General features: G+C 69.7%; 22 protein-coding genes. 7 read left to right on the top strand and 15 right to left on the bottom strand.

From position 1 onward, the window contains the following. The 4 genes from H5J31_RS34525 to H5J31_RS34510 all read right to left on the bottom strand — a co-directional run. Window positions 1–605: AAA family ATPase (locus H5J31_RS34525; RefSeq protein WP_181776876.1), on the bottom strand; the 605-nt coding region annotated here is incomplete at its 3' end. A gap of 26 nt (window positions 606–631) precedes the next feature. After that, window positions 632–1,756, bottom strand: a complete 1,125-nt coding sequence (locus H5J31_RS34520; RefSeq protein WP_181776873.1) for a DUF4350 domain-containing protein — start codon at window positions 1,754–1,756, stop codon at window positions 632–634. Then, complete coding sequence (locus tag H5J31_RS34515) at window positions 1,753–2,394, bottom strand: DUF4129 domain-containing protein (RefSeq protein ID WP_181776872.1); 642 nt, start codon at window positions 2,392–2,394, stop codon at window positions 1,753–1,755. The genes H5J31_RS34520 and H5J31_RS34515 overlap by 4 nt, the downstream gene beginning before the upstream one ends. Next, entirely contained in the window at window positions 2,388–3,521 is a 1,134-nt protein-coding gene (locus tag H5J31_RS34510) for a hypothetical protein (protein WP_181776871.1), read from the bottom strand. Before H5J31_RS34510 ends, H5J31_RS34515 begins: the two co-directional genes overlap by 7 nt. 216 nt (window positions 3,522–3,737) lie before the next feature. Between H5J31_RS34510 and H5J31_RS34505 the strand changes: the two genes are divergently transcribed. Next, window positions 3,738–4,820 carry a neutral zinc metallopeptidase gene (locus H5J31_RS34505; protein ID WP_207899266.1) on the top strand — a complete coding sequence of 361 codons (1,083 nt, stop codon included), beginning with the start codon at window positions 3,738–3,740 and terminating at the stop codon, window positions 4,818–4,820. 220 nt (window positions 4,821–5,040) lie between these two features. Here the strand turns inward: H5J31_RS34505 and H5J31_RS34500 are convergent, their stop codons facing one another. Next, entirely contained in the window at window positions 5,041–5,448 is a 408-nt protein-coding gene (locus H5J31_RS34500) for a hypothetical protein (RefSeq protein ID WP_181776874.1), read from the bottom strand. Between the two features lie 150 nt (window positions 5,449–5,598). Beyond that, window positions 5,599–6,675, bottom strand: coding sequence for a potassium channel family protein (locus tag H5J31_RS34495; RefSeq protein ID WP_181776870.1), 1,077 nt, complete (start codon window positions 6,673–6,675; stop codon window positions 5,599–5,601). An 89-nt stretch (window positions 6,676–6,764) separates the two neighbouring features. On the opposite strand from H5J31_RS34495, the gene H5J31_RS34490 reads away from it, so the two are divergent. Then, window positions 6,765–7,151, top strand: a complete 387-nt coding sequence (locus H5J31_RS34490) for a DoxX family protein (RefSeq protein ID WP_181776869.1) — start codon at window positions 6,765–6,767, stop codon at window positions 7,149–7,151. Window positions 7,152–7,219: 68 nt separating this feature from the next. On the opposite strand, the gene H5J31_RS34485 is transcribed toward H5J31_RS34490, so the two are convergent. Both H5J31_RS34485 and H5J31_RS34480 read right to left on the bottom strand, forming a co-directional pair. Next, window positions 7,220–10,486 carry an ATP-dependent helicase gene (locus H5J31_RS34485; RefSeq protein ID WP_181776868.1) on the bottom strand — a complete coding sequence of 1,089 codons (3,267 nt, stop codon included), beginning with the start codon at window positions 10,484–10,486 and terminating at the stop codon, window positions 7,220–7,222. Then, window positions 10,483–13,698: an ATP-dependent helicase gene (locus H5J31_RS34480; RefSeq protein ID WP_181776867.1), complete on the bottom strand. Its 3,216-nt coding sequence runs from the start codon at window positions 13,696–13,698 to the stop codon at window positions 10,483–10,485. The genes H5J31_RS34485 and H5J31_RS34480 overlap by 4 nt, the downstream gene beginning before the upstream one ends. Window positions 13,699–13,752: 54 nt before the next feature. Here H5J31_RS34480 and H5J31_RS34475 point away from each other — a divergent pair, with 54 nt between their 5' ends. Next, window positions 13,753–14,076, top strand: coding sequence for an MGMT family protein (locus H5J31_RS34475; RefSeq protein ID WP_181776866.1), 324 nt, complete (start codon window positions 13,753–13,755; stop codon window positions 14,074–14,076). A 14-nt stretch (window positions 14,077–14,090) separates the two neighbouring features. Beyond that, the gene (locus H5J31_RS34470; protein ID WP_181776865.1) at window positions 14,091–14,918 is read left to right on the top strand and encodes a siderophore-interacting protein; all 828 of its coding nucleotides are present in this window, start codon (window positions 14,091–14,093) and stop codon (window positions 14,916–14,918) included. Between the two features lie 147 nt (window positions 14,919–15,065). On the opposite strand, the gene H5J31_RS34465 is transcribed toward H5J31_RS34470, so the two are convergent. The 3 genes from H5J31_RS34465 to H5J31_RS34455 form a co-directional block, all read right to left on the bottom strand. Then, window positions 15,066–16,349 carry a sensor histidine kinase gene (locus tag H5J31_RS34465; protein ID WP_181776864.1) on the bottom strand — a complete coding sequence of 428 codons (1,284 nt, stop codon included), beginning with the start codon at window positions 16,347–16,349 and terminating at the stop codon, window positions 15,066–15,068. Window positions 16,350–16,424: 75 nt separating this feature from the next. Next, window positions 16,425–17,222, bottom strand: coding sequence for a uroporphyrinogen-III synthase (locus H5J31_RS34460; RefSeq protein WP_181776863.1), 798 nt, complete (start codon window positions 17,220–17,222; stop codon window positions 16,425–16,427). After that, complete coding sequence (locus tag H5J31_RS34455) at window positions 17,215–18,192, bottom strand: helix-turn-helix transcriptional regulator (RefSeq protein WP_181776862.1); 978 nt, start codon at window positions 18,190–18,192, stop codon at window positions 17,215–17,217. The genes H5J31_RS34460 and H5J31_RS34455 overlap by 8 nt, the downstream gene beginning before the upstream one ends. A gap of 62 nt (window positions 18,193–18,254) precedes the next feature. On the opposite strand from H5J31_RS34455, the gene H5J31_RS34450 reads away from it, so the two are divergent. The 3 genes from H5J31_RS34450 (at window position 18,255) to H5J31_RS34440 (ending at window position 21,050) form a co-directional block, all read left to right on the top strand. Continuing rightward, window positions 18,255–18,650: a DUF3224 domain-containing protein gene (locus tag H5J31_RS34450; RefSeq protein WP_181776861.1), complete on the top strand. Its 396-nt coding sequence runs from the start codon at window positions 18,255–18,257 to the stop codon at window positions 18,648–18,650. 9 nt (window positions 18,651–18,659) lie between these two features. Next, window positions 18,660–19,778, top strand: coding sequence for a DNA glycosylase AlkZ-like family protein (locus tag H5J31_RS34445; RefSeq protein WP_181776860.1), 1,119 nt, complete (start codon window positions 18,660–18,662; stop codon window positions 19,776–19,778). Window positions 19,779–19,871: 93 nt separating this feature from the next. Then, on the top strand, window positions 19,872–21,050 hold the full coding sequence (locus tag H5J31_RS34440) for a Kelch repeat-containing protein (RefSeq protein ID WP_236005565.1): 1,179 nt from the start codon (window positions 19,872–19,874) through the stop codon (window positions 21,048–21,050). Between the two features lie 77 nt (window positions 21,051–21,127). Here H5J31_RS34440 and H5J31_RS34435 read toward each other — a convergent pair whose 3' ends face one another. The 4 genes from H5J31_RS34435 to H5J31_RS34420 are packed head-to-tail and all read right to left on the bottom strand — an operon-like array spanning window position 21,128 to window position 26,434. Continuing rightward, window positions 21,128–22,231 carry a uroporphyrinogen-III synthase gene (locus tag H5J31_RS34435; RefSeq protein WP_181776858.1) on the bottom strand — a complete coding sequence of 368 codons (1,104 nt, stop codon included), beginning with the start codon at window positions 22,229–22,231 and terminating at the stop codon, window positions 21,128–21,130. Then, entirely contained in the window at window positions 22,228–22,575 is a 348-nt protein-coding gene (nirD, locus tag H5J31_RS34430; RefSeq protein WP_181776857.1) for a nitrite reductase small subunit NirD, read from the bottom strand. Before nirD ends, H5J31_RS34435 begins: the two co-directional genes overlap by 4 nt. Next, entirely contained in the window at window positions 22,572–25,076 is a 2,505-nt protein-coding gene (gene nirB, locus H5J31_RS34425; RefSeq protein WP_181776856.1) for a nitrite reductase large subunit NirB, read from the bottom strand. The genes nirD and nirB overlap by 4 nt, the downstream gene beginning before the upstream one ends. Beyond that, on the bottom strand, window positions 25,076–26,434 hold the full coding sequence (locus tag H5J31_RS34420) for a nitrate/nitrite transporter (RefSeq protein WP_181776855.1): 1,359 nt from the start codon (window positions 26,432–26,434) through the stop codon (window positions 25,076–25,078). The genes nirB and H5J31_RS34420 overlap by 1 nt, the downstream gene beginning before the upstream one ends. Between the last annotated feature and the right edge of the window lie 110 nt (window positions 26,435–26,544).

Genomic DNA, 26,544 nt, shown 5'->3' with positions numbered 1-26,544 from the left:
GCCGCGGCCAGGTTCCGCGGGTCGAAACCCTGCGCGTGCCGGGAAAGGATGCCGAATTCGTCCTCACGCGACGGTGTCGGCATGGTCAGCTTCAGCAGGAACCGGTCCAGCTGCGCCTCGGGAAGCGGGTACGTGCCTTCGTATTCGACCGGGTTCTGCGTCGCGATGACGATGAACGGGTCGGGCAGCGGCCGGGTCTTGCCGTCGCTGGAGACCTGCCGCTCTTCCATCGCCTCCAGCAGCGACGACTGCGTCTTCGGCGGCGTGCGGTTGATCTCGTCCGCCAGCAACAGATTCGTGAAGACCGGGCCCTCACGGAAGGAGAACTCGCCACTGTGCGCGTCGTAGACGATCGAGCCGGTGACATCACCCGGCATCAGGTCCGGCGTGAACTGCACGCGGGTCGTCTTCAGATCCAGCGCCGCGGCCAAAGCCCGCACCAGCAACGTCTTCGCCACACCGGGCACACCTTCGAGCAGCACGTGCCCCCGGCACAGCAACGCGATGATGAGCCCGGTGATCGCCGCGTCGTTGCCCACGACGGCCTTCCCGACCTCGGCACGCAGGGCGATCAACGCCGCCCGCGCCTCAGCCGCACCGTCCACACCGGACTGCTCGGTCTGTTCGATACTCAAGACCGCTCCACCTCTCGTTCCACGACGTCGAGTCCGTCCGCCAGCCGCACCAGCGCGGTGTCGTCCGCGGGCGGGTCCCCGTACAGCAGCGCGCCGATCTCGGCCGGGGCCCGGCCGGTCCGCGCGGCGACGGATTCCACCAGTGCCGCGGGTTCGGCGTCGCGGGTCAGCCCCAGCAACGGCCGAAGCCGCGCGCGGGCCGCCTCACGCAGGGTCTCCCCGGCATGCGCGGCGGCCTTCGCCTTTCGATACAACCGGGCCCGTCCCTCGGTGGCCTCGGCCGCGCGCACCACCACCGGGATCGGCTCGGTCACCACCGGCCCGAGCCTCCTGGAGCGCCACAGTGCCAGCAGCACCACCGCGACGCCCGCCTGCAGAGCCGCGTACGACCAGCCCGCCGGGATCAGTTCGGTCAACGGCTTCTTTTCGTTCTCCAGCAAGGGATCAGCCGGTGTCGGCAGGTACCAGACGAGCCGATCGTGCTTCCCGAGCATTCTCATCGCCAGCGCCGCGTTGCCCTCACCGGCCAGCCATTCGTTGGTCAGCGGCGCGGGAGCGCCGAGCACGGTGACCGTCGCTTGTGGACCGGGTACTTCGAGATACGAGCCGCCGTAGCATTCCTGCGCCCTCGGCTGGGTGGCCGTGTACTTCAGGCCGCCCAGGGTGGCGCTCCCGGCGGCGACGGGATCCGCCGCCTGGCAGTCGGGGCCGCGGGTCTCCACTTCGAGCTGACCGTTCACCGTCACACCGGGAAGGACCTCGTCGACCGTGCCCGCGCTCGGCTGCACCAGGACGATATGCGAAGCGATGCGCCGGAGTTCGGTGAACGTGCGCGCGGGGACGTAGGCGGGCTGACTGATCAAGACGGTCGCCTTCCCCGCGACGTCGTCGGCCTCGGCCGCCGTGCGCACCGTGATGATCTCGACGCCTTCGCGTTCCAGCAGCGTCGCCAGCGCGCGGCTGCCGCCGGGCTCGTACGAACCCGGTTCGAGCGCGCCGGTGGTCTGATCGCCGCGAAAGAGGACGAGCAGCGTCCCGGTGAGCACGATCAGGAGGACGACCGCGAGCGGGAGCCGTACCCCGCGCCAGATCCGGCGGGCGTCGGGCGAAACCGACGTCATCCGGCCGCCAACGCGACAGGCCGGGCACGACGGCAGCGTTCGTCCAAATCGGACAGTGAGCGATAGCCGGCTTCGGTCGCCGGGATCCCGCCATAGTGGACATCGTCGAACAGCCGGGCACCTGCGCTCAGGGAGCCGGCGACGCCGGGCAGCAGCCGTCCCGCCTCGGCCGCGGCCTCGTCGGCGGTGCGCCCGGACTTCTCGTCGAGCAGCGCGCGCTCCTCCAAGGACCGCACCACCGCACGGAAGATCTCGCGGACGGCCTCGTCGAAATCACCCCGCGCGGCGGCGTCCTCGGCCGACTTGCGGTGTTCGCCGGATTCCTTCCGCTGCCCGGCGAAGACGGCGCGATCGCTCTTGGCTGCCGTCGCCAGCGGACCCGACCGCAGCCGGATCACCACCACCAGCACGATCAGCACGACGACCAGCAGCACCACGGCGAAGATCCCGCCGGGCACGGCGCCATCGACGGTGTTGAGGAACCGCAGCAGGTTCTCGGCCACCCAGTTGAACGCCTCGATCAACCAGCTCGGTTTCGCGGACTGGTAAGCCGAACCCGAGAGTTCCTCGGTGGCGCGCAGCCGGGCGGTGTCCCGGTCGATGTCGACCGGGACCTCCGTGAGGAAGCGCGTCACCATGCCTGCGGCGACGGCGGGGGCGTGATGCCGGCCGCGCGGGCCAGCTCGATGTCCATGCCCTCGCGGCGCATCCGCTGGTCGATGTAGAGGATCACGGTGACCAGCGCGGTGAACGGCCCGACGATCGTCTGCGCGATCACCGTGCCCACCGACTGCAGGATCAGGTCACCGGTCGACGGAATGTACACCTGGTCCATATCGCCGAAAATGGACAGGAACGCGCTGAAGCTGAACGGCGTCGTGATGATCATCGCCAGGAACGCCGAGATCACGGCGGCCAGCAGCAGGATCCCGAAGACCCGCCAGAACATCCCCGAGACCAGCTTCACCGACCGGCGGAACGCCTCGCGCACGGTGCCGCGTTCCAGCAGCAGCGCCGGGCTGGCCAGCGCCCAGAAGGTGAACGGGATGATCGCGGGCACCAGGCAGAAGATCGCCGCGACCATGATCGCCAGCGTGTAGAGCACCGTCAGCCCGAGTAGCGGCAGGAGCCGTCCCGCGGCCTCCTTCACCGCGTCCTTGAAGACGATCGGTTTGCCCAGTGCGGCCTTGCCCATCAAGACGGTCAGGAACCCGGTGAGCAGCGTGGTCCCGATCATGGTGGCGAGGAGGCTGACGAAGCTCACCGCCAAGGACCCGCCGAGCATGTCCACCATCTGGTTCAGCAGTTCTTGATCGGTGGCCGCCGGACCGAGATCGCGGAGCCGCTCGAGGTCCTCGGTCGTGTCGATCAGCAGTAGCCCGATCAGATCGATGGCCGCGGTCAGCACGGCGGTCACGGCGGCGGCGCCGAACACCATCCGCCAGTACCGGCGCATGGTCGTGACCGCGCCGTCGAGGATGTCGGTCAGGTTCAGCGGGCGCAGCGGGATGACACCCGGCCTGCCGAGGCCGACCTTCCAATTCGGAACCTGCTGCTGCGGCGGCTGATAGGACGGCAACGGGGGCGGCGGTACGGCCCCCGACGGGGACTGCCACTGCTGCTCCGGCTGCTGCGGCGCCGATGGCGGCCGCACTTCACCCTGCGGCGGCGTCGGTGCGTCCGACTGCGGCGGGGGTGACCCGTCCGCCTGCGGCTTCGGAGTCTCGGTACCTTCCGGTCCGGACGGTCCGCCGGTCTCCGTCATGCGACAGCCCCTTACCCGTTCACGTTGCTTACGCACACTCTTCCAGAGGGTCCGACACCCAGCCAGAGCTGGGGGGACGACACTGATGGGTGACCGCTCGCCTCACGCTGGATACCCTCTGCAGCCGAGCAGTGGGAGGGTGCGCCGTTAGCTCGTTATGCTGAACATCGGGCCGGGTACCCCCGGCTCGCCCCTAGAACGACCGGGACCGACTTGATGACGCAACCGCCCCACGGCCAGTGGCCGCCACGCGGCGCCGTCCAGCCACCGCCCGTGCACGGCCAGCCCCCTGCCCAGTGGCACGGCGCGCCACACCAGTTCCCGACGCCGCCGCGCCGATCCGTGGGCGCGATCATCGGCATCTGCCTCGGCGCGGTCGCGGTGCTGGTCCTCGGCTTGGTCGCGATCGTCTCACTCAATCGTGGCGACAAGGACCCCGTGGCCAACGCTGGGTATTCGACCCTGCCGAACCCGACGTCCCCGGCCGCGCTGCCGCCGAGCGGGTCGTCGTCACCCTCGTCCTCGCCGAACCCGTTCCCGACGTCACCGTCCAGGACGCCGTCGTCACCGAGCGGACCGCAGAAGATCCTCAAACTCGGCGACCACCCGATCCTCCAGGATCCCAACGCCGGCCTCCAGAACCGCGTCTGCTCGCTGCCGCAGTGGCAGAGCAGCCAGGCGGCCTCCGAAGCGTTCTTCACCGCCGCGGGCAAATGCCTGGACGACGCGTGGGGCCCGTTCCTCGAGGCCTACCGCCTGCCGTTCACCCCGCCCGCGCTGCACTTCCCGACCGGTGCCAGCTTCGAGACCGAATGCGGCACGATCCAGGTGGGCATCGCGACGGCGGCGTACTACTGCGAGAACAACCTCTACGTGCCGTTCCGGGGTCTGCAGACCGACCAGTACGGCAACAACCCCGGCGTCTACCTGGCCCTTTTCGCGCACGAGTACGGGCACCACGTGCAGGAGGTCGCCGGGCTGATGGACGCGGCCTGGCAGAAGATCTACGACTCCGGCCAGAACAGCCCCGCCGGGCTGGAGATGTCGCGGCGCAAGGAACTGCAGGCCCAGTGCTTCTCCGGGATGTTCCTGGGCGCGCACGTCGACCAGGGCGGCACGGTCAGCCGGGACATGTACAACAAGGCCTGGAACGACCAGGAGACCCGAGGCGACAACACCTCGCGCAGCCAGGACCACGGGACGAACGCGCATTACGCGTCCTGGTGGCGGGCGGGTGCGAGCAACAACCGGATCGCCGACTGCAACACCTTCTCGGCCCCGGCGAGCGCCGTCTCCTAGCTCTTCCCACGCGTTTAGTCCTCTGGATGCGGTCGTTGCACGCGCAAGTACCGCATCCAGAGGACTAAACGCGGGCGCGAGCGCGGGGCAGCCGGCTCCGCCGCTCACCGACGGATTCGGTGCCGTCGTCGATTCGGTCTTGCTCGACCATCCCCGCCTCACCCCCAAGTGTCGCGAGAACCTTAAGAAGAACAACGCGCCGTGACGAGGCACAGTCCGATCACGCTGTCGCGAGCCGCCGCGGTCCACGCAGGACGAGGAAGACGTACATCCCGCCAGCGAAGCAGCTGAACACCAGAAGGGCCAGTCCGAGCGGCCTCCGAGCGTCGCTCGCGCCCGCCGCCGCCTCCGCCGCGTGCACCGAGACGGCGTCGCCCGGCCCGCCCTCCGGCACGACGACCTCGAGCCGCTCGCCCTTGCCGTGGCCGCAGCCGTTCAGGGTGCTCTCCACGGGCTTGCCGCCGTACTCGAACTTGACGGTCTCGGTGGCCCCACCACCGGCACACGGCGCGGGCTGGACGACCTCGGCCTGCACGGTCGTGCCTTGAGCGTCGTTCGAGATCCCGAACAGACCCGGCCCGGCGAACCAGGCCAGGAAGATCACCAGCAGGCCGACCCCGGCCGCCACCGACAGGGAGTTCCACCCCGGGGTGAGCCCTCTGGCAGGGTCCGATCGCTTGCGCACGAACGCCATGCTCCCAGAACCTCGCGGCAAAACACAGCGAGCCCTCCGGTCGGTGGAAGGTGATAGCAAAGGTCCCTTGCTACCGCCGCGTGCTCATCGCTCGATGGTCTCCGCGGCGGTCACCTTACGGATGTACAGCAGCTTGTCGCCCGGCTCGATCGCGTCGGCCTGCGGAGCGTCCACGCGGTACAGAACGCCGTCGCGGACGACGCCCAGCACGATGTCCGGCAGGTGCCGGGGCGAACCGCCCTCTTCGGACGGTTCCACCGGGCGTTCGGCGATCGCGAGACCGGACTCGGGGGTGAGCAGGTCCTCGACCATGTCGACCACCAGCGGCGTCGAGGTCGCCATGCCGAGCAGGCGTCCGGCGGTCTCGCTCGACACCACGACCTGGTTCGCGCCCGACTGCTTGAGCAGGTGGACGTTCTCCGCCTCCCGCACCGACGCCACGATGTGCGCCTTCGGTGCCAGTTCGCGGGCGGTCAAGGTCACCAGCACCGCGGTGTCGTCCCGGTTCGGGGCGACGACGACGGCCTTGGCGCGCTGCACGCCGGCGACCCGCAGCACGTCGGCGCGGGTGGCCGAACCGTGCACGGTCACCAGGCCGAGCGAGGTGGCCGCTTCGAGGGCCTGCTGGTCGGTGTCGACGACGACGATGTGGTCGGGTTCGACGTTCTCGTCCCCGAGCAGCGCGTTGACCGCCGACCGGCCCTTCGTGCCGAATCCGACGACGACCGTGTGGTCACGCACCTTCGTCCTCCACTTTTGGATCTTGAAAGCCTGGCGGGAGCGCTCGGTGAGCACTTCGAGTGTGGTACCGACCAGGACGATGAGGAAGAGCACCCGCAGCGGGGTGATCACCAGGACGTTCACCAGCCGCGCGGACGACGTCGCGGGCGCGATGTCGCCGTAGCCCGTGGTCGACAGCGAAACCGTCGCGTAGTACAGGCTGTCGAGGAAGCTGAGCCCGTCGCCGTTCGCGTCGCGGTAGCCGTCCCGGTCGAGGTAGACGATCAGGACGGTCGCGAGCAGGGCGAGCATCGCGCCGATGATCCGTTTGAGGATCGACCGCAGCGGGCTGACCGTCAGTTCCGGCATCCGGATGACGCCGACGAGCTCGTGGTCCGGGCGGTCGCTCAGCCGGACCGGGAATCGCTTGAGAACCCTCATGCACAGGCTCCGGCCTGGTCCGCGTCACTCACGGTCGCCGAGGATAGCCGACGAACCTTGCGTTCAGCTCGGTATGCGAAGCTCAGGGCATGTCTTCGGATTCCAAGCCGTCCCAGCGGCCCGCGTTCTTCCTCGCCGGCCTGCTCGGCGCGGCCGGTGTTCTGCACTTCGTCCAGCCGAAACCGTTCGACGCCATCATCCCGAAGCAGCTTCCCGGCTCGGCTCGGGCGTGGACCTACGGCTCGGGTGTCGCGGAGCTGGGGGTCGCCGCCGCCGTGGCCAACCCGAAGACGCGACGGCTCGGCGGGCTCGCGGCCGCGCTGCTGTTCGTCGTGGTGCTGCCGGGGAACGTCAAGATGGCCGCCGACGCGGACCGCCGGAAGGCACCGAAGGCCTTGCGCGCGGCTTTCTGGGCGCGCGTTCCGCTGCAGATCCCGCTGGTGACCTGGGCTCTCAAGGTCCGCGACCGCGCCTGAAACCCCCGCGTTCAGTCCTCTGGATGCGGTAGTTGCACGAGCAAGTACCGCATCCAGAGGACTGAACGCTAAATCGTCGGGACGCTACGCAGGAGGTCTCGAAGGCCTTCGGCGTCCAGCAGATCCGCCGGGCGGACGGTCTTGTCGTGTTTCACGTAGTGGAAGGCCGCCCGCACCTTCTCCACCGGGACCTTCCGCAACGCGGCCCAAGCCAGCCGGTACGCCGCCAGCTGGACGGCCAACGGCGCGAGCCGGTCTTTTTCCGGCACCGCGCCGGTCTTCCAATCGACGACGGTCCAGCCGCCGTCGGGATCGGCGAACACCGCGTCCATCCGCCCGCGCAGGCTCACGCCCACGACATCGGCCGAGAACGGCACCTCGACCGCGTGCGGCACCCGGTTCGCCCACTCGCTCTTCTCGAACGCCGCCTGCAACGCCTCCAGCTCGGAATCCGGCGCTTCGTCGACGTCCGCCGCCCCCGGCAGATCGTCGATCTCCAGCAGCTGCTCACCGCCGAACCGCTGCTCCAGCCAGCCGTGGAACGCCGTCCCCCGCCGCGCGTAAGTATTGGGACGCACCGGAAGCGGCCGCCGCAGCCGTTTGGCCAGCGCCGCCGGATCGGCCGACAGCTCCACCAGCTGACTCACCGAAAGATGCGGCGGCAGCACGACCTGCTGGACACGGTTCTGTGCTCGCGCACGCTCCTCCAGCAGCACCTTGGTGTCGGAGATCCATCCGTCCGGATCGTCTTCCTCTTCCTCCGAGTCTTCCTCGGCTTCCGCGGCGATTTCCATCGCGCCGAGCACCATGTCGACGCCGTTGGTGACGCCCTCGCGGCGCGGCCACAGGGGATCGACCGGCCACCGCGACCTGCGTGAATCGGCGACCAGCGGATTCTCCCCCTCGGCCTCCGGCTCGTCCGCCCAATGCTCGATCCGGCCGATCGAGCCCGCCCGCATCACTTCACCGATTTCGAGCAGGAACTCCGACGGCCCCTTCGGCCGCGCACTGCTCTCGTTCCACCAATGCCCGGAAACCAGCAGCGTGTGCTCGGAACGCGTCAGCGCGACATAGCAGAGCCGCCGCTCCTCATCCGCTTCCCGCGCGACGAAGCCCTCTTCGTGCAGCTCCAACGCTTCCTGGACTTCCTTGCGGTCATAGCCTTCGGAAACCCGCAGCTCCGGCAGATCCTCCGAGTCACCCCGCAGCGCGGCCGGGAGCGAAGTCGACGTCCTCAGCCACGACGACGAACGCCGCCTGCCGGGGAAGACCTCCTTGACCAGATGCGGAACCGCGACGATGCGCCATTCCAACCCCTTGGCCGAGTGCACGGTCAGCACCTGGACACGATCCGGGACGACCTCCACTTCGCCGGGGGTGAGCCCGTCTTCCGCGTGCGCGGCCGTGTTCAGGTAGTCCACAAAGGACAAAAGAGTGGCCGTCGGCGAGGTCTCGGCGAAATCCGTGACGACGTCGGCGAAAGCGTCCAAGTGTGCGCGCCCGGCCGGCCCTGGGCGCGCCAGCGACTCGACGTCGAGCAGCATCGTGCGTTCCACGTCGGCGACCAGTTCGGGAAGTGACTGGTCGAGACGACGGCGCAGCGCCGAAAGCTCCGCACCGACTCGCCGGATCCGCCGGTAGCCCTCGGGCGAATAGCGTTCGGGCGTCCCGGGATCGTCGATCGCGTCGGCGAGTCCCGCCTGCTCGACCCGCTCGGTCACCAGCACCGGTTCGTCCACATCGGACTTCCCCGAAGGCGGAACCGGTGAGGAAAGCTCCCCCGCGCGGCGCCACAACGCGGCGAGGTCGGCGGCCGCGATCCGCCAGCGCGCACCGGTCAGCAACCGGGCGGCGGCACTGCCCGCGAGCGGATCGGCGAGTACCCGCAAGGTGCTGACCAGATCCGCGACCTCGGGTTCGTCCAGCAGTCCACCGAGGCCGACGACCTCGACCGGCAGGCCCCGTGCCCGCATCTCGGCCGCGATCGGTGCCATATCCGCGCGTCTCCGTACGAGGACCGCGGCTGTGGGTGGTTTTCCGGTCTCCTCGACGGTTTCGAACCAGCGCTTCGCCACCGCGTCCGCCACCCACTCGCGTTCGGCACGGATGTCCGGCATCAACGCGGACGCGATGTCGGCCGTCCCCGCGCCTTCCAGCGCACGCAGTCGCGCGACACCGAGTCCGCGCTCCCGCAGCGGTTCCGAGATCGCGTTGGCGAGTTCCAGCACCTCGGGCGGGTTCCGGAAACTCGTCAGCAGTCCGAAATCGAGTGCCGGGACTAGCCGTTCCCCGTTGTCCCGGGGGAAGTCCGTGGTGAAACGTGGCAGGTTCGCCGCGCTCGCACCGCGCCAGCCGTAGATGGCCTGCGCCGGATCGCCCACCGCCGTCACCGGCATCGGCGGATGCTCGACGCCGCCGAACAGCGAGCGCAGCAGGATCCGCTGGGCGTGGCCGGTGTCCTGATACTCGTCGAGCAGCACCGCGCCGTAGCGTTCCCGTTCGCCCGCGACCACCGCCGGATAGCTGGCGGCGAGTTGCGCGGCGAGTGACATCTGATCGGCGAAGTCGAGTGCGCCTTCCGCCCGCTTCCGCGCGTGGTACGCCTCGACCAACGGCAGCAGCGCGAGCCGGAATCGTTGCGCCGTCATGACTTCGGCCAGTTTCTGCGGCAGTGAGGCACGCTGCCCCTTGGCCCGTGGGGCGTTCTCGATGACGTCGCACAGCCAGGACGTGTACTGCGCCAGCCGTTCGGTTTCGACCAGGTGCTCGCCGAGTTCCCCGGCCAGTGCCAGCAAGTGCGCCGTCACCGTGGAAGGCACGCGATCCGTGTCGAGGTCATTGTCCCAAGTGGACACGACGCGATGCGAAAGCTGCCACGAAGACGTCTCGGAAAGCAGCCGGACACCCGGCTGGACGGGCAGCCGCAGCCCGTGTTCGGACAGCAGCCGCCCGGCGTACGCGTGGTAGGTCAGCACCGTCGGCTCCCCGGCGGTCACCGTCATCCGCAGGTCGCCGGTCGGGTCGATCCGGTCCAGCAGTCCCGAGCCGACGAGGCGGCGCAGCCGGGTGCGGACGCGTTCGCCGAGCTGGCGGGCCGCCTTGCGGGTGAAGGTGAGGCCGAGGATCTGTTCCGGCGGCACGACACTGTTGGCGACCAGCCACACCACGCGCGCGGCCATCGTCTCGGTCTTGCCCGCGCCGGCACCGGCGACCACGAGCGACGGTTCGACGGGCGCGGCGATGACTTCGGCCTGCTCGTCGGTCGGGCTGTGCAGACCGAGCGCGCGGGCGATTTCGGCGGGTTCGACCTGGCGGCGCTGAAGCTCGGAGATCAAGGCCCGGTCACCTGCCTGCCCTCGGGCCGCAGCGGACAGCAACCCCTTGCCGGGCAACGATCACAATCCGGGTTCTCGGTGACCTGGTACTCGGGCCCGGTGGCCGAACCGGCCGCCGAGCGGACCAGTTCGAGCCACTGCTTGCCGCCGTCGGAGTCCAGCGGCGCCTGCTCGCGCTGGGTGGAACCGGTCTTGTTGTTGGACTTCGCGACGTAGACCAGCCGTGCGCCGCCGGGTTTGGAACCACCCTCGATCGCGCCGAGCAGCACGGCCAGCTGATACGCGGCCAGCTGCGGATGCTGTTCGGCGTCGGCGGCGGAGATCGGGACCTTGCCGGTCTTGATGTCGATGACGACCGGGCGGCCGTCCTTGTCCATCTCGACCCGGTCGACACGGCCGCGCAGCAGCACGCGAACATCGTCGTCCCCGACCGGCAGTTCGACTTCGATGTCCTGCTCGACCCCGGCCTCGATCAGCTCTTTACGGCTGGACTCCAGCCAGGTGATGAAGTTCCGCAGCATCTGCTCGACCCGCGAACGCTCGCGCCGTGAGAACCACGGCGCCCCGGCGTCGACCCGCACCCAGGCGTCGTCGAGTGCCGCGCGGATCTGCTCGTCGCTGCTGCCGCCCGCGACCGCCTGGGCGAGCCCATGCACCAGCGTCCCGGTGACGGCGGCCAGCTGCGCCGGATCACTGCCACCGTGGCGTTCGATCAGCCACCGCAGCGGGCATTTGACCAGAACCTCCACAGTGGACGGTGAGATCTTGATGAGATCGCCCGGCCGGTGCACGGGTTCGTCGGTGGAGGGTTCCAGGAGGCCGTACCAGGTGCTCGGATGCGCGCCGGGCACCCCGGCGGCGGCCAGTTTGGCGAGCTGACGCGACGCCTGCCTGCGTCTTTCCGGTTCGCACGCCTCGTCGCAGACGACCTCGCGCAGTTCGCCGACGAGTTCGGCGAGCACCAGCGAACGCCCCGCCGGTTTCATCCGCGAGTCGAGGCCGCCGTCGTCCGCGCCGTTCTCTTCGAGGTCGTCGATGAACCGCGAGGGCTGCTCGTCCTCCCCCGCGACCGCGCTGACCAGCAACGTCTTCCGCGCACGACTCGCGGCGAGATAGAACAGGCGCCGTTCTTCGGCGAGGATCGGCGCGGTGGCGGACACCTTTTCGTCGTCGACACCGGACATGAGGTCGACGAGCCGCTCGACGCCGAGCACGGAACCGCGCAGCCGCAGATCCGGCCAGCTGCCCTCCTGCACACCGGCGATCGACACGACCGTCCATTCGCGGCCGGCCGCCGCGTGCGCGGTGAGCAGCGAAACGCCCTCGCTCTTCAACGCCGCGGGTGCCAGCGTGTCACCCGCGATGTTCTGCGAAGACAGGTAATCCGCGAAAGAGGCGACACTCGCCCGCGGCAATCTGTCGACATAGCGACCGGCCGCGTGGAAGAGCGCGACGATCGCGTCGAGATCGCGATCCGCCTGCGAGCCCAGGGATCCACCGCGATCGACCAGGCGCAGCTGACGTTGTTCGAGACCGCTGGCCTGCCACAGATCCCACAGCACCTGCTCGACGCCGTCGCCACGCACCACGGCCTGATGCGCCGCGTGCAGCAGTCCGCCGACCCGGCGCATCGGCAACGCCTCGGCCTCCGCGAGACCGGTGAGCACGTCGTTGGCGCGCAAGGCTTCCACCAGCAGTTCGTCGCTGGAACGCTGGCCACCGCCCGCGAGCTCCAGCCGTCGCAGACCGCGCCGGAGCCTGCGCAGGGCAAGGGGATCGGCGCCGCCCAAGGCAGAGGACAGCAACATCTCGGCCAGGTCGACGTCGAGCAGTTCCGGATCCGCCGCGAGCCGCAGCATCGCCAGCAGTGGCCGGACGGCGGGCTGTTTCGCGAGTGGCAGTTCCTCGGTGGCCGAACCGATCGGCACCCCGGCGGCGCGCAGAGCACGTTGCAGGACAAGAAAAGTCCGGGCGGGCGACCGGACGAGTACCGCCATCTCCGACCACGGCACACCGTCGACGAGATGTGCGCGGCGAAGCTGATCGGCGATCCAGCTCGCCTCGGCGGCCGGGGTCGGCATCAGGCGGACACGCACGGCCCCGCCCTCGGCGTCCGGCGCGTCGAGAAGCTTGCGATGCGCCGACGAACCGGACAGCACGGAGCCGAGTTTCGTGACGGCCGTGCGGATCACCGGGGCGAGCCGATGCGCGGTGGTCAGCAGGACCGTGCGCTCGCCGTCGGGATCCGCGTCGGCGAACAGCCGGGGATCCGCGCCACGGAAGGAGAACACGGACTGATCGGGATCCCCCGCGACGACGAACTCGTCGGCCGCGTGCCCGATGAGCCGGATGAGCTGTGTCTGCAACGGGTCGAGGTGCTGGGCGTCGTCGACGAACAGGTGCCGGACCCTGCGCTGTTCGCGTTCGCGCAGCTCGGGGTCGTCCTCCAGGGCCAGCAGCGCGGAAGTGACGAGCTCCGCCGCGTCGAGCGCGGGCGCGCTCGCGACGCCGAGCGCGTTGCCTCCCGCGCCCTGCAGCAGCGTGACCTCTTCGTACTGGCTCCAGAACCGCCCGGCCGCGATCCACTCGTCGCGGTCACGCCGCCTGCCGAGTTCGACGAGGTCTTCCGGGCCGAGCCCGCGTTCGGCGGCGCGAAGGAGGAGGTCTCGCAGTTCCTCGGCGAAACCGGGGACGTTCAGCGCGGGCCGCAGCTGCTCCGGCCAGTCGAGCGCGCCCGCTTCGAGGTCGCCGGCGAGCAGTTCGCGCACGACGACGTCCTGCTCGGCGCCGGCCAGCAGACGCGGTGGCGGGAGTTCGTCGGCCTGCGCCTCCATACGCAACAGCGCGTACGCGTAGGAGTGCACTGTGCGCACGAGCGGTTCGCGGATGGTGCGGGGTAGCGGATCCTCTTCCGGATCGGTGGTGAGGCGGTGGGTGATGTCGGCGCGCAGGACGTCGGCCGCCTTGCGGGAGGTGGTCAGGATGAGCACGCTCTCCGGATCCGCGCCTTCGGCGATGCGCCGCGACGCCGCCGACGCCAGCAACGCCGTCTTACCCGTACCTGGGCCACCGAGGACCCGGCGAAAGCCGTCCGGGGCCGCCAGCAGGCGGCGGGCGCCGGCGTCCCACTGGAAGGACGGCGTGCCGGTGACCGGCGTGCGGACCAGCCGCGCGTCGGTTCCTGCCGCTGTTCGCCGCCCGTTCACGCCCACGATGGAACCACGCCCCGCCGACACAACCTCGCAGCGGCACGGCAAAGTGGTCCCATGGATGACGAACTGCACGAGCGGGTGCGCGAGGTCATCGCGAGCGTGCCCGCCGGCTCGGTCGCGACTTATGGGGATATAGCGTCGGTTTCGGGTGCGCCGTCGCCGCGGCTGATCGGCCGGATCCTCGGCGAGGACGGTCACGATCTCCCTTGGCACCGAATTCTGCGCGCCGACGGGACACCCGCGCCGCATCTGGTCCACGAGCAGCTGGAACGGCTGCGCGCGGAGGGCGTATTGGCCGATGGCCAGCGCGTCGACCTGCGAAAATACCGGTGGCAGCGTGATCCCGACGACGGCGCTGGCCTAGGCGGACTTTTTTAGGTTAGCCTCGCCTAATGAGTTACATCGAGGCGAAGGTGGCCGGCGTCCGGCGGCTCACCCCGCACATGAGCAGGGTGACCTTCTCGGGGGCGACGCTGGAAGACCAGGCGCCCGACCAGTACCTGAAGGTGTTCTTCCCGCAGCCCGGCCAGTCCGAACCGGCCCTGCCCGCGCCGCTCGCCGGTGACGAGGTGTACTCCTGGTACAAGACCTACCTCGCGATGCCCGACGACGTCCGCCCGCCGATGCGCACCTACACCGTGCGCGCGCTGCGGCCGTCGGTGCAGGAGGTCGACATCGACTTCGTGCTGCACGGCGACGAAGGCCCCGCTTCGGCGTGGGCTTCGCGCGCTTCGGAGGGCGACAAGGTCGCGTTCCTGGGACCGCACGGGCTCTACGACGTTCCCGAGGAAACGAACTGGCAGCTGCTCATCGGCGACGAGACCGCGATCCCGGCGATCGGCGCGATCGTCGAGGCACTGCCCGCCGGGACGCGGGCGCTGGTCTACATCGAGATCGGCGATCGCGAAGACCGGCAGGTCTTCGAAACGCAGGGGACGGTCGAGCTGCACTGGGTGGTGCGCGCCTCGGGTCCGGTGGGTGAGGCGGTGCTCGAAGCCGTGCGCAAGGCCGATCTGCCGGGCGGGACGGCCTACGCGTGGATTTCCGGCGAAGCGAACATGGTGAAGCTCGCGCGGCGGCACCTCGTGCGGGAGCGCGGCGTGGACAAACGGGCGATCTGCTTCACCGGGTACTGGCGCCGGGGGCTCAGCGAAGAGGCCGCCGGACGCGAAGCACTGCGACAGGCCGAGAGCGGGGAAACTCCCGCCGAGGAGGACTGAGCGCCCCGACCTGCGAAAAGAGAGCAAGGGACCTTTGCTATCACTTTGGCCGGTCCCCCACGCGGTAAGTCCGTGAAGGCCTCCTTCCCTACTTTGACGGTAGGGAAGGAGGCCTTCACGGACTTACCGGCGACCAAGAAGCGCCGCTCAGTGCGGCACCCAGAGCGTCACCCGCGTCCCACGCCCGGGATGCGAGTCGATGGTCCCCCGCCCGCCGACCTCCGCCAGCCGCGCCATGATCGATTGGCTGATCCCGAATCCCGGCGGCCGGTCGAGCATGCTGAAACCGGTCCCTTGATCCCGCGCGATGACCGCGATGCCGCCTTCGCGCTCTTCGACGCGAAGCACGACCTGCTTCGTCCCGGCGTGCTTCACGGTGTTTCGGAGCGCTTCACGGACGGCGTCGCGGATGGCGGTGCGGCGCGCGTGTGAGAGCCGGTAGTCCTCTTCGGTCTCGGCGGCGACGAGTTGGGTGCGAAGGCCGTCGCGCGCCATTTCGGTGGCGACCTCGGCGAGGTCCGCCGCGAGCCCGCGGGCCGACGGCGCGTCCGGGCCGATCAGCTCACGTCGCAGTTCGGCGGCCTGAGCGCGCGCCGTCGCGCGCATCTCCGCGAGTCGTTCCGGGGCGGCGGAACCGTCGTCAGGCGCTTCGAGCCCCATCGCCTCCAAGGTCTGCAGCACACTGTCGTGCATGACGCGCTGGGTCCGCAGCCGTTCGGCCCGTTGCCCGCGCCGCATCCCGATCCCGAGCGCGAACCGGGTGCCGACGCCCAACAGGATCAGGATCCCCGCCGTGGTCACCATCGCCACGACCAGCGCGACCATGCACCCCACCGACCGGCTCACCGCGAGCGGGTCGTCGATCGGCAGCCCGCCGACCCAGGTCAGGAAAGCCCGGAACGGGAAGGCCGCGATCAGGAACAGGCACGCGGCGGGCAGCCCGAACGAAAGCGTCCACAACGCCACCGTGCCGACCAGCCACGTCCACGCGACGTCGATGGCGAACGGCTGGATCGCGGTCGGCGCCGTCGCGGCGACGAACGTCGTGAACACCATGCCCACCGCGAGGTCGGCGTACATCAGCCGCCCGGACGTCTTCGCCCGGATCCCGCGTCCCCGCACCACCCACCAGACGGCGAAGACGTTCAGCAGCACCGCCAGGATCGTCGTGCTCAGCACCGGGACGATCCCGGCCGACCCGTTCGCGACGAGGAAGCCGATGTACACCTTGGGGAACGCGGCCACGCGGTAGAAGATCGGGCCGAGCGCGGAGTAGCGGATCGCGCGCATCAGCAGGGAATCCGCGGAATCCTCGCGGTAGCGCCAGTCGGGAACGGAATCGGGGTCGGGTGTTTCGTCCGCGGGGCTCGCGCCCAGTACCGAAGATCCCTTGCGCAACATAGCCCGCACGAAGGTGACCGACTCGGACATCCTCCGCCCTCCCGTGCGTCCGGTATGTCGAGCCTTGCAAAGGGGACAACCGCCGTCAAGACGGCCGAATGCGCACTATCCGAGTTCCGCGAGGAGCAGTTTCACCAAGGCGCCGAGCCGCTGCCGTTCCGGCTGGACCGTCGCCACTCCGGCGGCTTCGAGCGGCGCCGCGGTCACGGGTCCGACGCACGCGCACAGCACCGGACCTCGCAGCGCGGCAAGGAGTTCCTCGCGACGCTCCCCCGCCAGCGCGAGAAGGTTCGCCGCCGCGGGAGCGGAAGTGAACGCCAGAGCGGTCACCCGCCCGGCGATCACACTTTCGACGAGATCGTGCACAGGTTCGACGTCCTCGGGCGAAAGCCAGCGGTAGGGCTGAGCCTGGACGACGTCGGCGCCGGAATCCCGCAGCAGCCCGGTGAGTTCGGGTAGCAGGGTCCCGTGCAGCTGGACGGCGACCCGCGCACCGCCGACCCCGGCGTCACGCAGGCCTTCGAACAGTTCCGCGTTGCTCTCTTCCGGCGCGGAGAACTCCTCGCGCAGGCCGGCGCCACGCACCGCGCCGGCCGCTTTCGGCCCGCGCACGAAGATCCGCGACTTCCCCAGCCGCTCCAGTAGCGGCTCCCGCAGCCCCCAGCCCTCGGCCGCCGAAAGCCAGCCGCGGAATCCGGCGCCGGTGGTGACGGCGGTGAAGCCGACCGGCTCGGCCAGGACGGCGTCCGTCGCCGCGCGCAGTTCGGTGTCGTCGGGCAGCGGGACGATGCGGATGGTGGGCGCGTGCAGCACCGTCGCGCCGTGTCGCGTCAGCGCGGCGATGAAGTCGTCGGCCCGCCGTTCGGCGGTGATCCCGATCGTGATGCCGCTGAGGTCAGCCATAACGCGCGCCCATCTTCCTGATCTCCTCCGCCAGCCGCTCACGCAGATCCGCCGGTTCGAGCACTTCGAGGTTCCCGCCGAACCGCAGCAGTTCGCCGACGGCCGATTCTCCCGGTTCGACCGGCAGGTCCATCTCCAGCCAGTCGTCCTCGCCGGGCTCGGCGCCGCCCGCGACCGCTTCCCCCAAGGCCCGCGCGCCGACCGCGCCCAGATAGAACGGTAGGAGTATGCGGGCGAACTCGTTCAGGCGGACCCGTGCCATCCGCGGGTACATCCGCTTTTCGAACTGCTCCGACCACTCCTGCCAGTAGCGCGCGAGGTCGAAGTCGGACGGCCGCACGAAGCTCTCGCCGAGATCTTCGAGCTCCTCGATCCGCGAGACGCGGTACGTCCGATCGTTCCCGTCGCATCGCGCCGCGAGATACCAGTTCCCCGCCTTGAGGATCAGGCCGAGCGGATCGAGCACGCGCTCGACCTTCTTCTGCCCCCAGCGCTCGTACCGGACCTTGATCCGCCGCGCGTGCCACACCGCGTCGGCCAGTTCGGACAGCCGCGGCAGGCTCTCGATCCCGCGATGCCATCCCGGGACGTCCAGGTAGAAGCGGTCGGAGACCTTGCTCGCCCCGGCGCGGAGCTCCGCGGGCATGGCGGCGTGCAGTTTGAGCTGCGCGGCGGCGAGGACGGTGCCCAGTCCGAGTTCGGCGGCCGCGCCGGGCAGGCCGGCCAGCGAAAGCGATTGCGCCTCCTCTTCGGTCAGCCCGGTCAGCCGCGTCCGGTAGCCGTCGACCAGCTGATATCCGCCCGAACGCCCTCGATCGGCGTACACCGGCACGCCGGCCGCCGACAGGGCCTCGACGTCGCGGTAGACCGTCCGGACGGACACCTCCAGCTCGGCCGCCAGTTCGTCGGCCGTCATCCGGCCGCGGTTCTGCAGCAGGAGGAGGACCGACAGGAGTCTGCTCGCGCGCATGAATCCAGTATCGCCGAAAAACCTGACATGATCTGACAGGTTTGCCTGTCAGGGTGAGTCCCATGAACACGTTCGCCACGAAGAACTGGGAAGAGAACATCGTCAGCGGTACCGACGGCGGGCCGCGCGTCGCCTACGCGCACGCCACGCTCGGGTACAACGGGCTGATCGAAGGCGAGTCGATCGTCGACTACCTGCTGTACTACGAGGGTGAGGGCTACGACGGCGGCGGGACGACCGCGCCGGGCTTCGAACGCATCGAGGGAAGTGTGGACGGACGCAAGGGCAGCTTCGTGATCAAGCACGACACCGGCTTCGACACGAAGGGCGTCGCGTCGAAGTTCTCGGTGGTCGAGGGCTCCGGAACGGGTGAACTCGCCGGGATCACCGGGTCCGGCACCACCACGGGCCTCGTCGGCGGGCCGACCGTGTCGTACACGTTCGATTACGCGCTTTAAGGAGGACTCGTGCTCGAGGTCGATCGCGAGCAGGTACTGGCGTACCGGATCGCGGCGCACGGTCTGCACCGCGAGGAGACGGACGCGGCCAAAGCGGCCGTATTCGACCTCGGCCTGCAGGATTCCGTGCGTGACACCGCGTTGCTGGGTCTCGCCGCCCGGATCGACGGCGACGTGACGCCGGGAGTGTGGGAAGACCCGCGGTTCGTCCTCGCCTGGACGCATCGCGGCGCCCCGCATTTCCACCGTCGCGCCGAACTGGACGGGATCCGGGCCGCCCTCGTCCCGCTCGACGAGAAGGACGCGATGGCCCGGATCCTCTGGCAGCGCAAGCAGGTCGAGGACGCCGGAATGTCCGCGATGGACGCTCTGTTCACCGCCGCGAAGGCGATCCGCAAGGTCGTCACCGGCGTCCAGACCAAGGGAACGGTGAGCGGCGCGATCACGAAACTGATCCCCGACGGCCTCTCGTACGCCTGCCGCGGCTGCGGTGTCGTGCACATCTACGAGCAGTTGATGCGGGTGGCGACGATCCACGCCGGGGTCCGGCTGGAAGCGGGCGCGACGCCGGCGACGTTGGCACCACTGGAAAAGCGTGCCGCGCTCAAGACCTCGCCGGACGTCGAAGCGGCCACGCGCATCGTCGAGGGCTACTTGCGGATCAACGGCCCGGCCGCGCCGGGCGACGCCGCCACCTACGTCGGGACGACGCGCACCGGGGTCGACGCGATGTGGCCGGACGGCCTGGTCGAGGTCCGTGTCGACGGCAAGAAGGCCTTCCTGCCGGAGGATCGGACGGCGTTGCTGGAGAACCCGCCGGAGCCGGACGTGGTCCGCCTGCTGCCGCCGCTCGACCCGTTCGTCCAGGCGCGGGACCGGGCGGTCCTGGTGCCGGACAAGGCGCGGCAGAAGGAAGTGTGGAAGATCCTCGGCAGTCCCGGCGCCCTGCTGGCCGACGGCGAGATCGCCGGGGTGTGGCGCGCCAAGGCGAGCGGCAAGAAGCGGCTGGACTTCACCGTCACGGCGTTCGACAGGCAACGCCCGGCCGTCCGGAAGGCGGCCGAGGAGGAGGCTGCCCGCGTGGCCGCCGCACGGGAGTTCCCCGACCACCGCGTCTCCTGGGCCTGACGGCGGCACGATCGGCCCCTTTCCCCGCGCCCAAAAGGAAGACCATCGCGCAACCGCTTGCCGTCGAAGATCACAACGGTGACCGTCGAGGTCATGAGCACACAGACCGAAACGCAGACGACGAGCGGCTGGGCGGCCACGGGCGACCTGCCCTGGGCGCGGCAATGGGACGGCCAGTGCGAAGGCCCCGTTCTGTTGCCGGACGGGAGGGTCCTCGCGGCGGGCGGCGGAAACAATCGCGGCGCGGTGACCTACGCCGACGCCGCGCTCTACGACCCGGGCAGTGGTCAATGGACGGTCACCGGATCGCTCGCGACCAGCCGTCGCCTGCATACGCTGACCGTGCTGCCGAACGGGAAGGTGCTGGCGGCGGGCGGCTTCCACGGTCATCCGTCGACCTCGCCCAACATCCTGGCCTCGGCCGAGCTCTTCGATCCGGCGACCGGAACGTGGAGCCCGACCGGGTCGATGAACACCAGCCGTTGCAACCACAACGCGCTGCTGCTGCCGGACGGCCGGGTGCTGGTGATGGGCGGTGCGACCGAACTCCCGGTCATCGACTCCCTGGTCATCGCGTCCGCGGAGATCTACGACCCGGCGTCGGGCACGTGGACCGACGTCGCGCCGATGATCCATGCCAGGGCGTCGTTCCCCGCCGTGCTCCTGCCGGACGGCAAGGTGCTGGTCATCTCCGGCATCATCGAAACCGGCGGTGATCTCGTCGGGCTGACCTTCTGCGAGATCTACGACCCGGCCGCGGACACCTGGACGCCGACCTCCTCGATCGGTACGCCGAACCCGCTCGAATCCGGACGGCCACGAGCCGGCGCGCAGGCGGTCACGCTGCCCGACGGCACCGTGCTGCTCACCGGTGGGCACACCGGCGGGCCGACGAACTGGAACTACCCGCCGTTCAGTTTCGTCGAGTCCGAGCGGTACGACCCTGCGACCGGGAAATGGGCCGACGCGGCTTCGATGGAGATCCCGCGTGACGAGTTCCGGTTGATCCGCCTGAACTCCGGCAAGGTGCTGGCCATCGGCGGTCTCGAATACGGCGGTTACGACGCCGGCTACCAGAACTCGGAGATCTTCGATCCCGCGACCGGTTCCTGGGGACCACTGATCGGGCTCACCATTGGCCGGGCCAAGTTCGGCGCCGTCAAGCTCGCCGACGGCCGCGTCCTCATCGCGGGCGGTGCCGCGGTGCTCGCCAACGCCGGCCCGGACGGCAACCACGTCCTCATCACCAAGACCGACCTCTTCACACCGTGACCCCTCCCTCGCGTTTCGTCCTCTGAATGCGGTAGTTGCACGCGCAAGGACCGCATTCAGAGGACGAAACGCGGGGGTCACGGGTCGACGGCCAGGCGGTATCCCCGTTTGACGACCGTCTGGACGAGTTTCGGCGAGCCCAGGGAGCTGCGCAGGCGGCCGATGGCGGTCTCGACGGCGTGCGCCTCGCCGCCACCGGGCAGCGCGGAGATCAGCTCGCGCCGCGAGACGACCCGTCCCGGCGACTCCGCGAGCGCCTTCAGCAGGGCCATCGGCGCGGGCGCGACGTCGCACCACTGCCCGTCGACCAGTGCCGCCTGACCCCGCAGTTCGATACTCCGCCCGCCCGCGGTCAGCCGCCGCGAGCGGGTTTCGAGCGCGTCCGACACCGTCCGCGCGAGCGCACCGATCCGTGACCGCGCGGGTTGCACCGTCGGGACGCCCAGCGCCGCCAACGGCGCGGCCGTGATCGGTCCGACGCAGGCCACCACGACCCGTTTTTCCAGTGCCTGCACGATTCCCGGCAGCCGTCCGGTCCGCTTGGCCACCGCCAGCATCGACGCGACCGCGGGCGCGCTGGTGAACGGCAGCGCGTCCACCGCGCCGTCGAGCACCGCGTCCAGCAGCCTGTCGAGCGGCCCCGGATCGGCGGGGCCGACCCAGCGGTACACCGGGACCTCGATCACCTCGGCCCCGGCCGAGCGCAGACTGTCCACAAAGAACGGAAGCGGTTCGCCGTGCAGCTGGACCGCGATCCGCTGACCGTCCACACCGGACGCGAGCAGTTGCTGCAGCACCTCGGCGTTGCTCTCCGACGCGGGCGAATAGTCCTCCGAAAGCCCGGCAGCGCGGATCGCGCCCTTCGCCTTGGGGCCTCGCGCGTGGAGCGACGAATTCCCCAGCCTGTCCAGCAGTTCCTCCCCCAGCCCCCAGCCTTCGGCCGCCTCGATCCAGCCGCGGAAGCCGATCCCGGTCGTCGCGACGACGGCGTCGACGTGTTCCTCCAGCAGGCGCATGGTCGCCGAGCGCAGTTCGGTGTCGTCGGCGAGCGGTACGATCCGGATCGCCGGGCCGTAGCGCACGGTCGCGCCTTTACGCACGAACAGCGCGCCGAGCTCGTCAGCCCGTCGCGCCGCCGTGATACCGATGACGAATCCCGCCAAGGGAAGGACTTCTGTCACGGTGAAGCCTCCACCTCCACCACGCCCGCGGAGACCCGCACCCGGTACGCCGGGACCGAGACACCCTCGGCGTCGAGGCATTCGCCCGTCCGCAGATCGAACCGCTCCTTGTACACCGGGGAGGCCACCACGGGGACACCGCCGGCGTCACCGAGGATCCCGCGCGAAAGCACCGCCGCACCGCTGATCGGGTCCATATTGGACAGTGCGTACCACTGGTCGCCGGGGAGCCGGAAGATCGCCACCTGCACGCCGTCGTCGAGCAGCGCGGCGACGCCGGACCACTCGGGGACCGCGCCCGCCGCGCAGATCGCGGTCCAGGTGCGCTCGATCGACGTCGTCATCGCTTCACCTCCGGGATGCCCAGCAGCACGGGTACCTTCTGCTCGCGTTCGGTCCGGAACGAGATCGTCGGGTCCGGCGTTCCCGGCGCGTTGACGAACGAGCTGAACTTCGCCAGCTTCTCCGGGTCCTCCAGGACACCGCGCCACTCGTCCGCGTAGTCGCCGACGTGCTTGGCCATCGCCGCGTCGAGGTCTTCGCAGATGCCGAGTTCGTCGTCGACGATCACCGCGCGCAGATGGTCCAGCCCGCCGTCCATCTCCTCGACCCACGGCGCGGTGCGCTGCAGCCGGTCGGCCGTGCGGACGTAGAACATCAGGAACCGGTCGATCGTGCGGATCAGCGTCTCGGTGTCCACTTCGGACACCAGCAGATCCGCGTGCCGCGGGGTCGCGCCGCCGTTCCCGCCGACGTAGAGGTTCCAGCCCTTGTCGGTGGCGATGACGCCGAAGTCCTTGCTGCGCGCCTCCGCGCACTCCCGCGCGCAGCCCGACACCGCGGACTTCAGCTTGTGCGGCGACCGGAGCCCTCGATAGCGCAGTTCGAGTTCGATCGCGAGCCCGACGCTGTCCTGCACGCCGTACCGGCACCACGTCGAACCGACGCAGGACTTCACCGTGCGCAACGACTTCCCGTACGCGTGCCCGGACTCGAATCCGGCGTCGACGAGCCGCCGCCAGATCAGCGGAAGCTGGTCCACGGTCGCGCCGAACAGATCGATCCGCTGACCGCCGGTGATCTTGGTGTACAGCCCGAAATCCATCGCCACCTGGGCGATGACCATGAGCTTCTCCGGCGTGACCTCGCCGCCGGGGATCCGCGGCACCACCGAGTAGGTTCCGTTGCGCTGGAGGTTCGCGAGGAACTTGTCGTTGGTGTCCTGCAGGGTCGCCTGCTCCCCCGCCAGGATGTGCCCGTTGCCCAGCGTGGCCAGGATCGAGGCGACGGCGGGTTTGCAGATCGCGCAGCCGGTTCCGCTGCCGTACCGGTCGATCATCTCGCTGAACGTGCTGATCCGGGTGGCCTGCAGGATCTGGAACAGCTCCGCGCGCGACTGGCCGAAGTGCTCGCACAGCGCCTTCGACTGCTCGACGCCGCAAGCCGTCAGCAGTTTGCCCAGCAGCGGGACGCACGATCCGCAGGCCGTCCCGGCGCGGGTGCAGCCCTTGATCTCGGCGACGGAATCGCAGCCCTCTTCGGTGATCGCGTGGGTGATGGCGCCCTTGGAGACCGCGTTGCAGGAACAGATCTGCGCGGCGTCCGGGAGGGCGTCGACACCGACCGCCGTACCACCACCGGCCGGTGCCAGGATCGCTCCCGGCTCGGCGGGCAACGGCCGTCCGACCATCGCGCGCAACGTGTTGAACTCGCTCGCGTCACCGACCAGCACCCCGCCGAGCAACGTCGTCGAGTCGTCGGAGACCACGAGTTTCTTGTAGGTCCCGGCGACGGCGTCGTTGAACGCGACTTCCAGCGCGCCCTCGGTCGCGGCGTGCGCGTCGCCGAAACTGGCGACGTCGACGCCCATGAGCTTGAGCTTCGTCGACATGTCGGGTTCGGGGAAGGTGCCCTCGCCGCCGGTCAGTTGCGCGGCGACGATCTCCGCCATCGCGTACCCGGGTGCGACGATGCCGTACACCTTCCCGGCAACGGCGGCGCATTCGCCGATCGCGTACACCGCCGGATCGGACGTCCGGCACGACTCGTCGACCAGGATGCCGCCGCGCGCGCCGACTTCCAGTCCGGACGAGCGGGCGAGGTCGTCACGCGGCCGGATCCCGGCGGAGAACACGACCAGGTCGACGTCGAGTTCGGTGCCGTTGCCGAGTTTCGCGATGTACCGTTCGCCGTCCGGCTCGATGGCGTCGGTCGACGTTCCCGTGTGGACGGTCACGTCGAGGTCGGTGATCAGCCGTCGCAGCAGGCCGCCACCGCCTTCGTCGACCTGCAGCGGCATCAGGCGCGGCGCCATCTCGACGACGTGCGGCGAGAGTCCCATGTCCCGCAACGCCTTCGCGGCTTCGAGCCCGAGCAGACCGCCGCCGATGACGACCGCCGAACGCCGTCCACGCCCGGGCCGCTGGGCGGCTTCCCGGATGGCGTCGAGGTCCTCGATCGTCCGGTAGACGTAGCAACCGGGCAGATCGTGACCGGGCACCGGCGGGACGAACGGCCGTGAACCGGTCGCGAGGACGAGCGCGTCGTACGACTGCTCGTACCCGGACTCGGTGACGACGACCTTCCTGGAGCGGTCCACCGAGGTCACCGCGTCACCGAGACGCAGTTCGACCTGCGCGTCCCCGGCGTAGTCGGCGCCTTCGAGAGCGAGGGCAGCCGGATCCCAGGTGTCCACATAGGACGTCAGGGCGACGCGGTCGTACGCGGGCCTCGCCTCCTCGGCGAGGACCACCACCTGCCACTCGCCCGTCTTGTCCTCCGCGCGCACCGCTTCGACGAGCCGGTGCGCGACCATCCCATGTCCCGCGACGACGAGTTTCCGCATCAGACCTCCGCCCCGGCGAGCGCCAGACCTCGGGTGCTCGCCACCTCCGCCTGCTGTTTGCGCAGGTACACCGCCCACGTGACGGCGAAGCAAAGCCCGTAGAAGACCAGGAAGGCGACGAACGCCGGCACCCCGCTCTTCGTATCCGCGAAGGACTGCCGGAAGGCCAGGTTGATGAACAACCCGCCGAGGGCGCCGATCGCCCCGGCCAGCCCGATCAGCGCGCCGGAGAGCTTGCGCGCCTTCAGCATTTCCAGCGTCTCGTCGGCGCCTTCACTGATCGCGACCTTCGCCTTGGCCCGGAAGATCGCCGGGATCATCTTGTACGTCGAGCCGTTGCCGACACCGGTGAGCACGAACAACACGATGAAGGCGACGGTGAACAACGCCAGCGAGTTCGACGTCGACGCGAGGATCAGTACCACCGTCGCCGCCGCCATCCCGACGAACGTCACGAAGGTGACCTTGCCGCCGCCGATCCGGTCGGCCAGCCAGCCACCCGTCGGACGCGAGAAGGAACCGAGCAGCGGCCCGAGGAAGGTCACCGCGGCCGCCTGCAGCGGGGTGCGGCCGAACTGGTTCTGCAACACCAGGCCGAAGGCGAAGCTGTATCCGATGAACGAACCGAACGTGCCGACGTAGAGGAACGACATCACCCACGTGTGCGGATCCTTGACGACCTCGCGCATCGCCTTGGTGTCGCCCTTCATCGAGGCGAGGTTGTCCATGAAGAAGTACGCGCAGGTCGCGGCGAGCACGATCAGCGGGATGTAGATGGCGAGCACCAGCCTCGGCGCGGTCGCGCCGACGGTGCCGATGACCAGCAGTCCGATCAGCTGGATCGCCGCCACGCCGAGGTTCCCGCCGCCCGCGTTGAGCCCGAGCGCCCAGCCCTTGTGCTTCTCCGGGTAGAACGCGTTGATGTTGGTCATCGACGACGCGAAGTTCCCGCCGCCGACCCCGCCGAGCGCGGCGATCAGCAGGAACGTGCCGAGCGAGGTGCCCGGCTGCATCGCGATGGCCGCCAGCACCGTGGGCGCCAGCAGCAGCAACGCGCTGACGATCGTCCAGTTCCGGCCGCCGAACCTCGCGACGGCGAAGGTGTAGAGCGGCCGCATGAGCGCGCCGATCAACGTCGGCGTGGAGACCAGCAGGAACTTGTCGGCGGGCGAGAACCCGTACTGCGGCCCCATGAACAGGACCATGACCGACCACAGTGTCCAGACGGAGAAGCCGATGTGCTCGGCCAGGATGGAGAACCAGAGGTTGCGCCGGGCGACCTTCTTCCCGGTCTCCTCCCAGAACCGCTCGTTCTCCGGATCCCAGTGCTCGATCCAGCGCTTTCCGCGAGCGTTCATGCGGTCCTCCTTGGTGGGCGTCGTTCGGGTTTCCTGTGGCCGGATCACTGCGCGGCCAGCCATCTCGCGACTCCGCCGACAGCGTCCTTGCAGCCGCCGCAGCCGGTCGT

The sequence above is a fragment of the Amycolatopsis pittospori genome, assembly GCF_013870525.1.
GTDB classification, from domain to species: Bacteria; Actinomycetota; Actinomycetes; order Mycobacteriales; family Pseudonocardiaceae; genus Amycolatopsis; species Amycolatopsis pittospori.
Note: the sequence above shows the minus strand (reverse complement) of the source record. Positions and strands in the feature narration are given on the sequence as shown.

Excerpts from the sequence above, each read along its gene's own strand:
- H5J31_RS34450 (WP_181776861.1), top strand. The coding sequence starts at position 18,255 with ATGAACACGTTCGCCACGAAGAACTGGGAAGAGAACATCGTCAGCGGT.
- H5J31_RS34460 (WP_181776863.1), bottom strand. The coding sequence starts at position 17,222 with ATGGCTGACCTCAGCGGCATCACGATCGGGATCACCGCCGAACGGCGG.
- H5J31_RS34440 (WP_236005565.1), top strand. The coding sequence starts at position 19,872 with ATGAGCACACAGACCGAAACGCAGACGACGAGCGGCTGGGCGGCCACG.
- H5J31_RS34510 (WP_181776871.1), bottom strand. The coding sequence starts at position 3,521 with ATGACGGAGACCGGCGGACCGTCCGGACCGGAAGGTACCGAGACTCCG.
- nirB (WP_181776856.1), bottom strand. The coding sequence starts at position 25,076 with ATGCGGAAACTCGTCGTCGCGGGACATGGGATGGTCGCGCACCGGCTC.
- nirD (WP_181776857.1), bottom strand. The coding sequence starts at position 22,575 with ATGACGACGTCGATCGAGCGCACCTGGACCGCGATCTGCGCGGCGGGC.
- H5J31_RS34505 (WP_207899266.1), top strand. The coding sequence starts at position 3,738 with ATGACGCAACCGCCCCACGGCCAGTGGCCGCCACGCGGCGCCGTCCAG.
- H5J31_RS34420 (WP_181776855.1), bottom strand. The coding sequence starts at position 26,434 with ATGAACGCTCGCGGAAAGCGCTGGATCGAGCACTGGGATCCGGAGAAC.
- H5J31_RS34495 (WP_181776870.1), bottom strand. The coding sequence starts at position 6,675 with ATGAGGGTTCTCAAGCGATTCCCGGTCCGGCTGAGCGACCGCCCGGAC.
- H5J31_RS34455 (WP_181776862.1), bottom strand. The coding sequence starts at position 18,192 with ATGCGCGCGAGCAGACTCCTGTCGGTCCTCCTCCTGCTGCAGAACCGC.
- H5J31_RS34515 (WP_181776872.1), bottom strand. The coding sequence starts at position 2,394 with ATGGTGACGCGCTTCCTCACGGAGGTCCCGGTCGACATCGACCGGGAC.
- H5J31_RS34520 (WP_181776873.1), bottom strand. The coding sequence starts at position 1,756 with ATGACGTCGGTTTCGCCCGACGCCCGCCGGATCTGGCGCGGGGTACGG.
- H5J31_RS34475 (WP_181776866.1), top strand. The coding sequence starts at position 13,753 with ATGGATGACGAACTGCACGAGCGGGTGCGCGAGGTCATCGCGAGCGTG.
- H5J31_RS34470 (WP_181776865.1), top strand. The coding sequence starts at position 14,091 with ATGAGTTACATCGAGGCGAAGGTGGCCGGCGTCCGGCGGCTCACCCCG.
- H5J31_RS34465 (WP_181776864.1), bottom strand. The coding sequence starts at position 16,349 with ATGTCCGAGTCGGTCACCTTCGTGCGGGCTATGTTGCGCAAGGGATCT.
- H5J31_RS34490 (WP_181776869.1), top strand. The coding sequence starts at position 6,765 with ATGTCTTCGGATTCCAAGCCGTCCCAGCGGCCCGCGTTCTTCCTCGCC.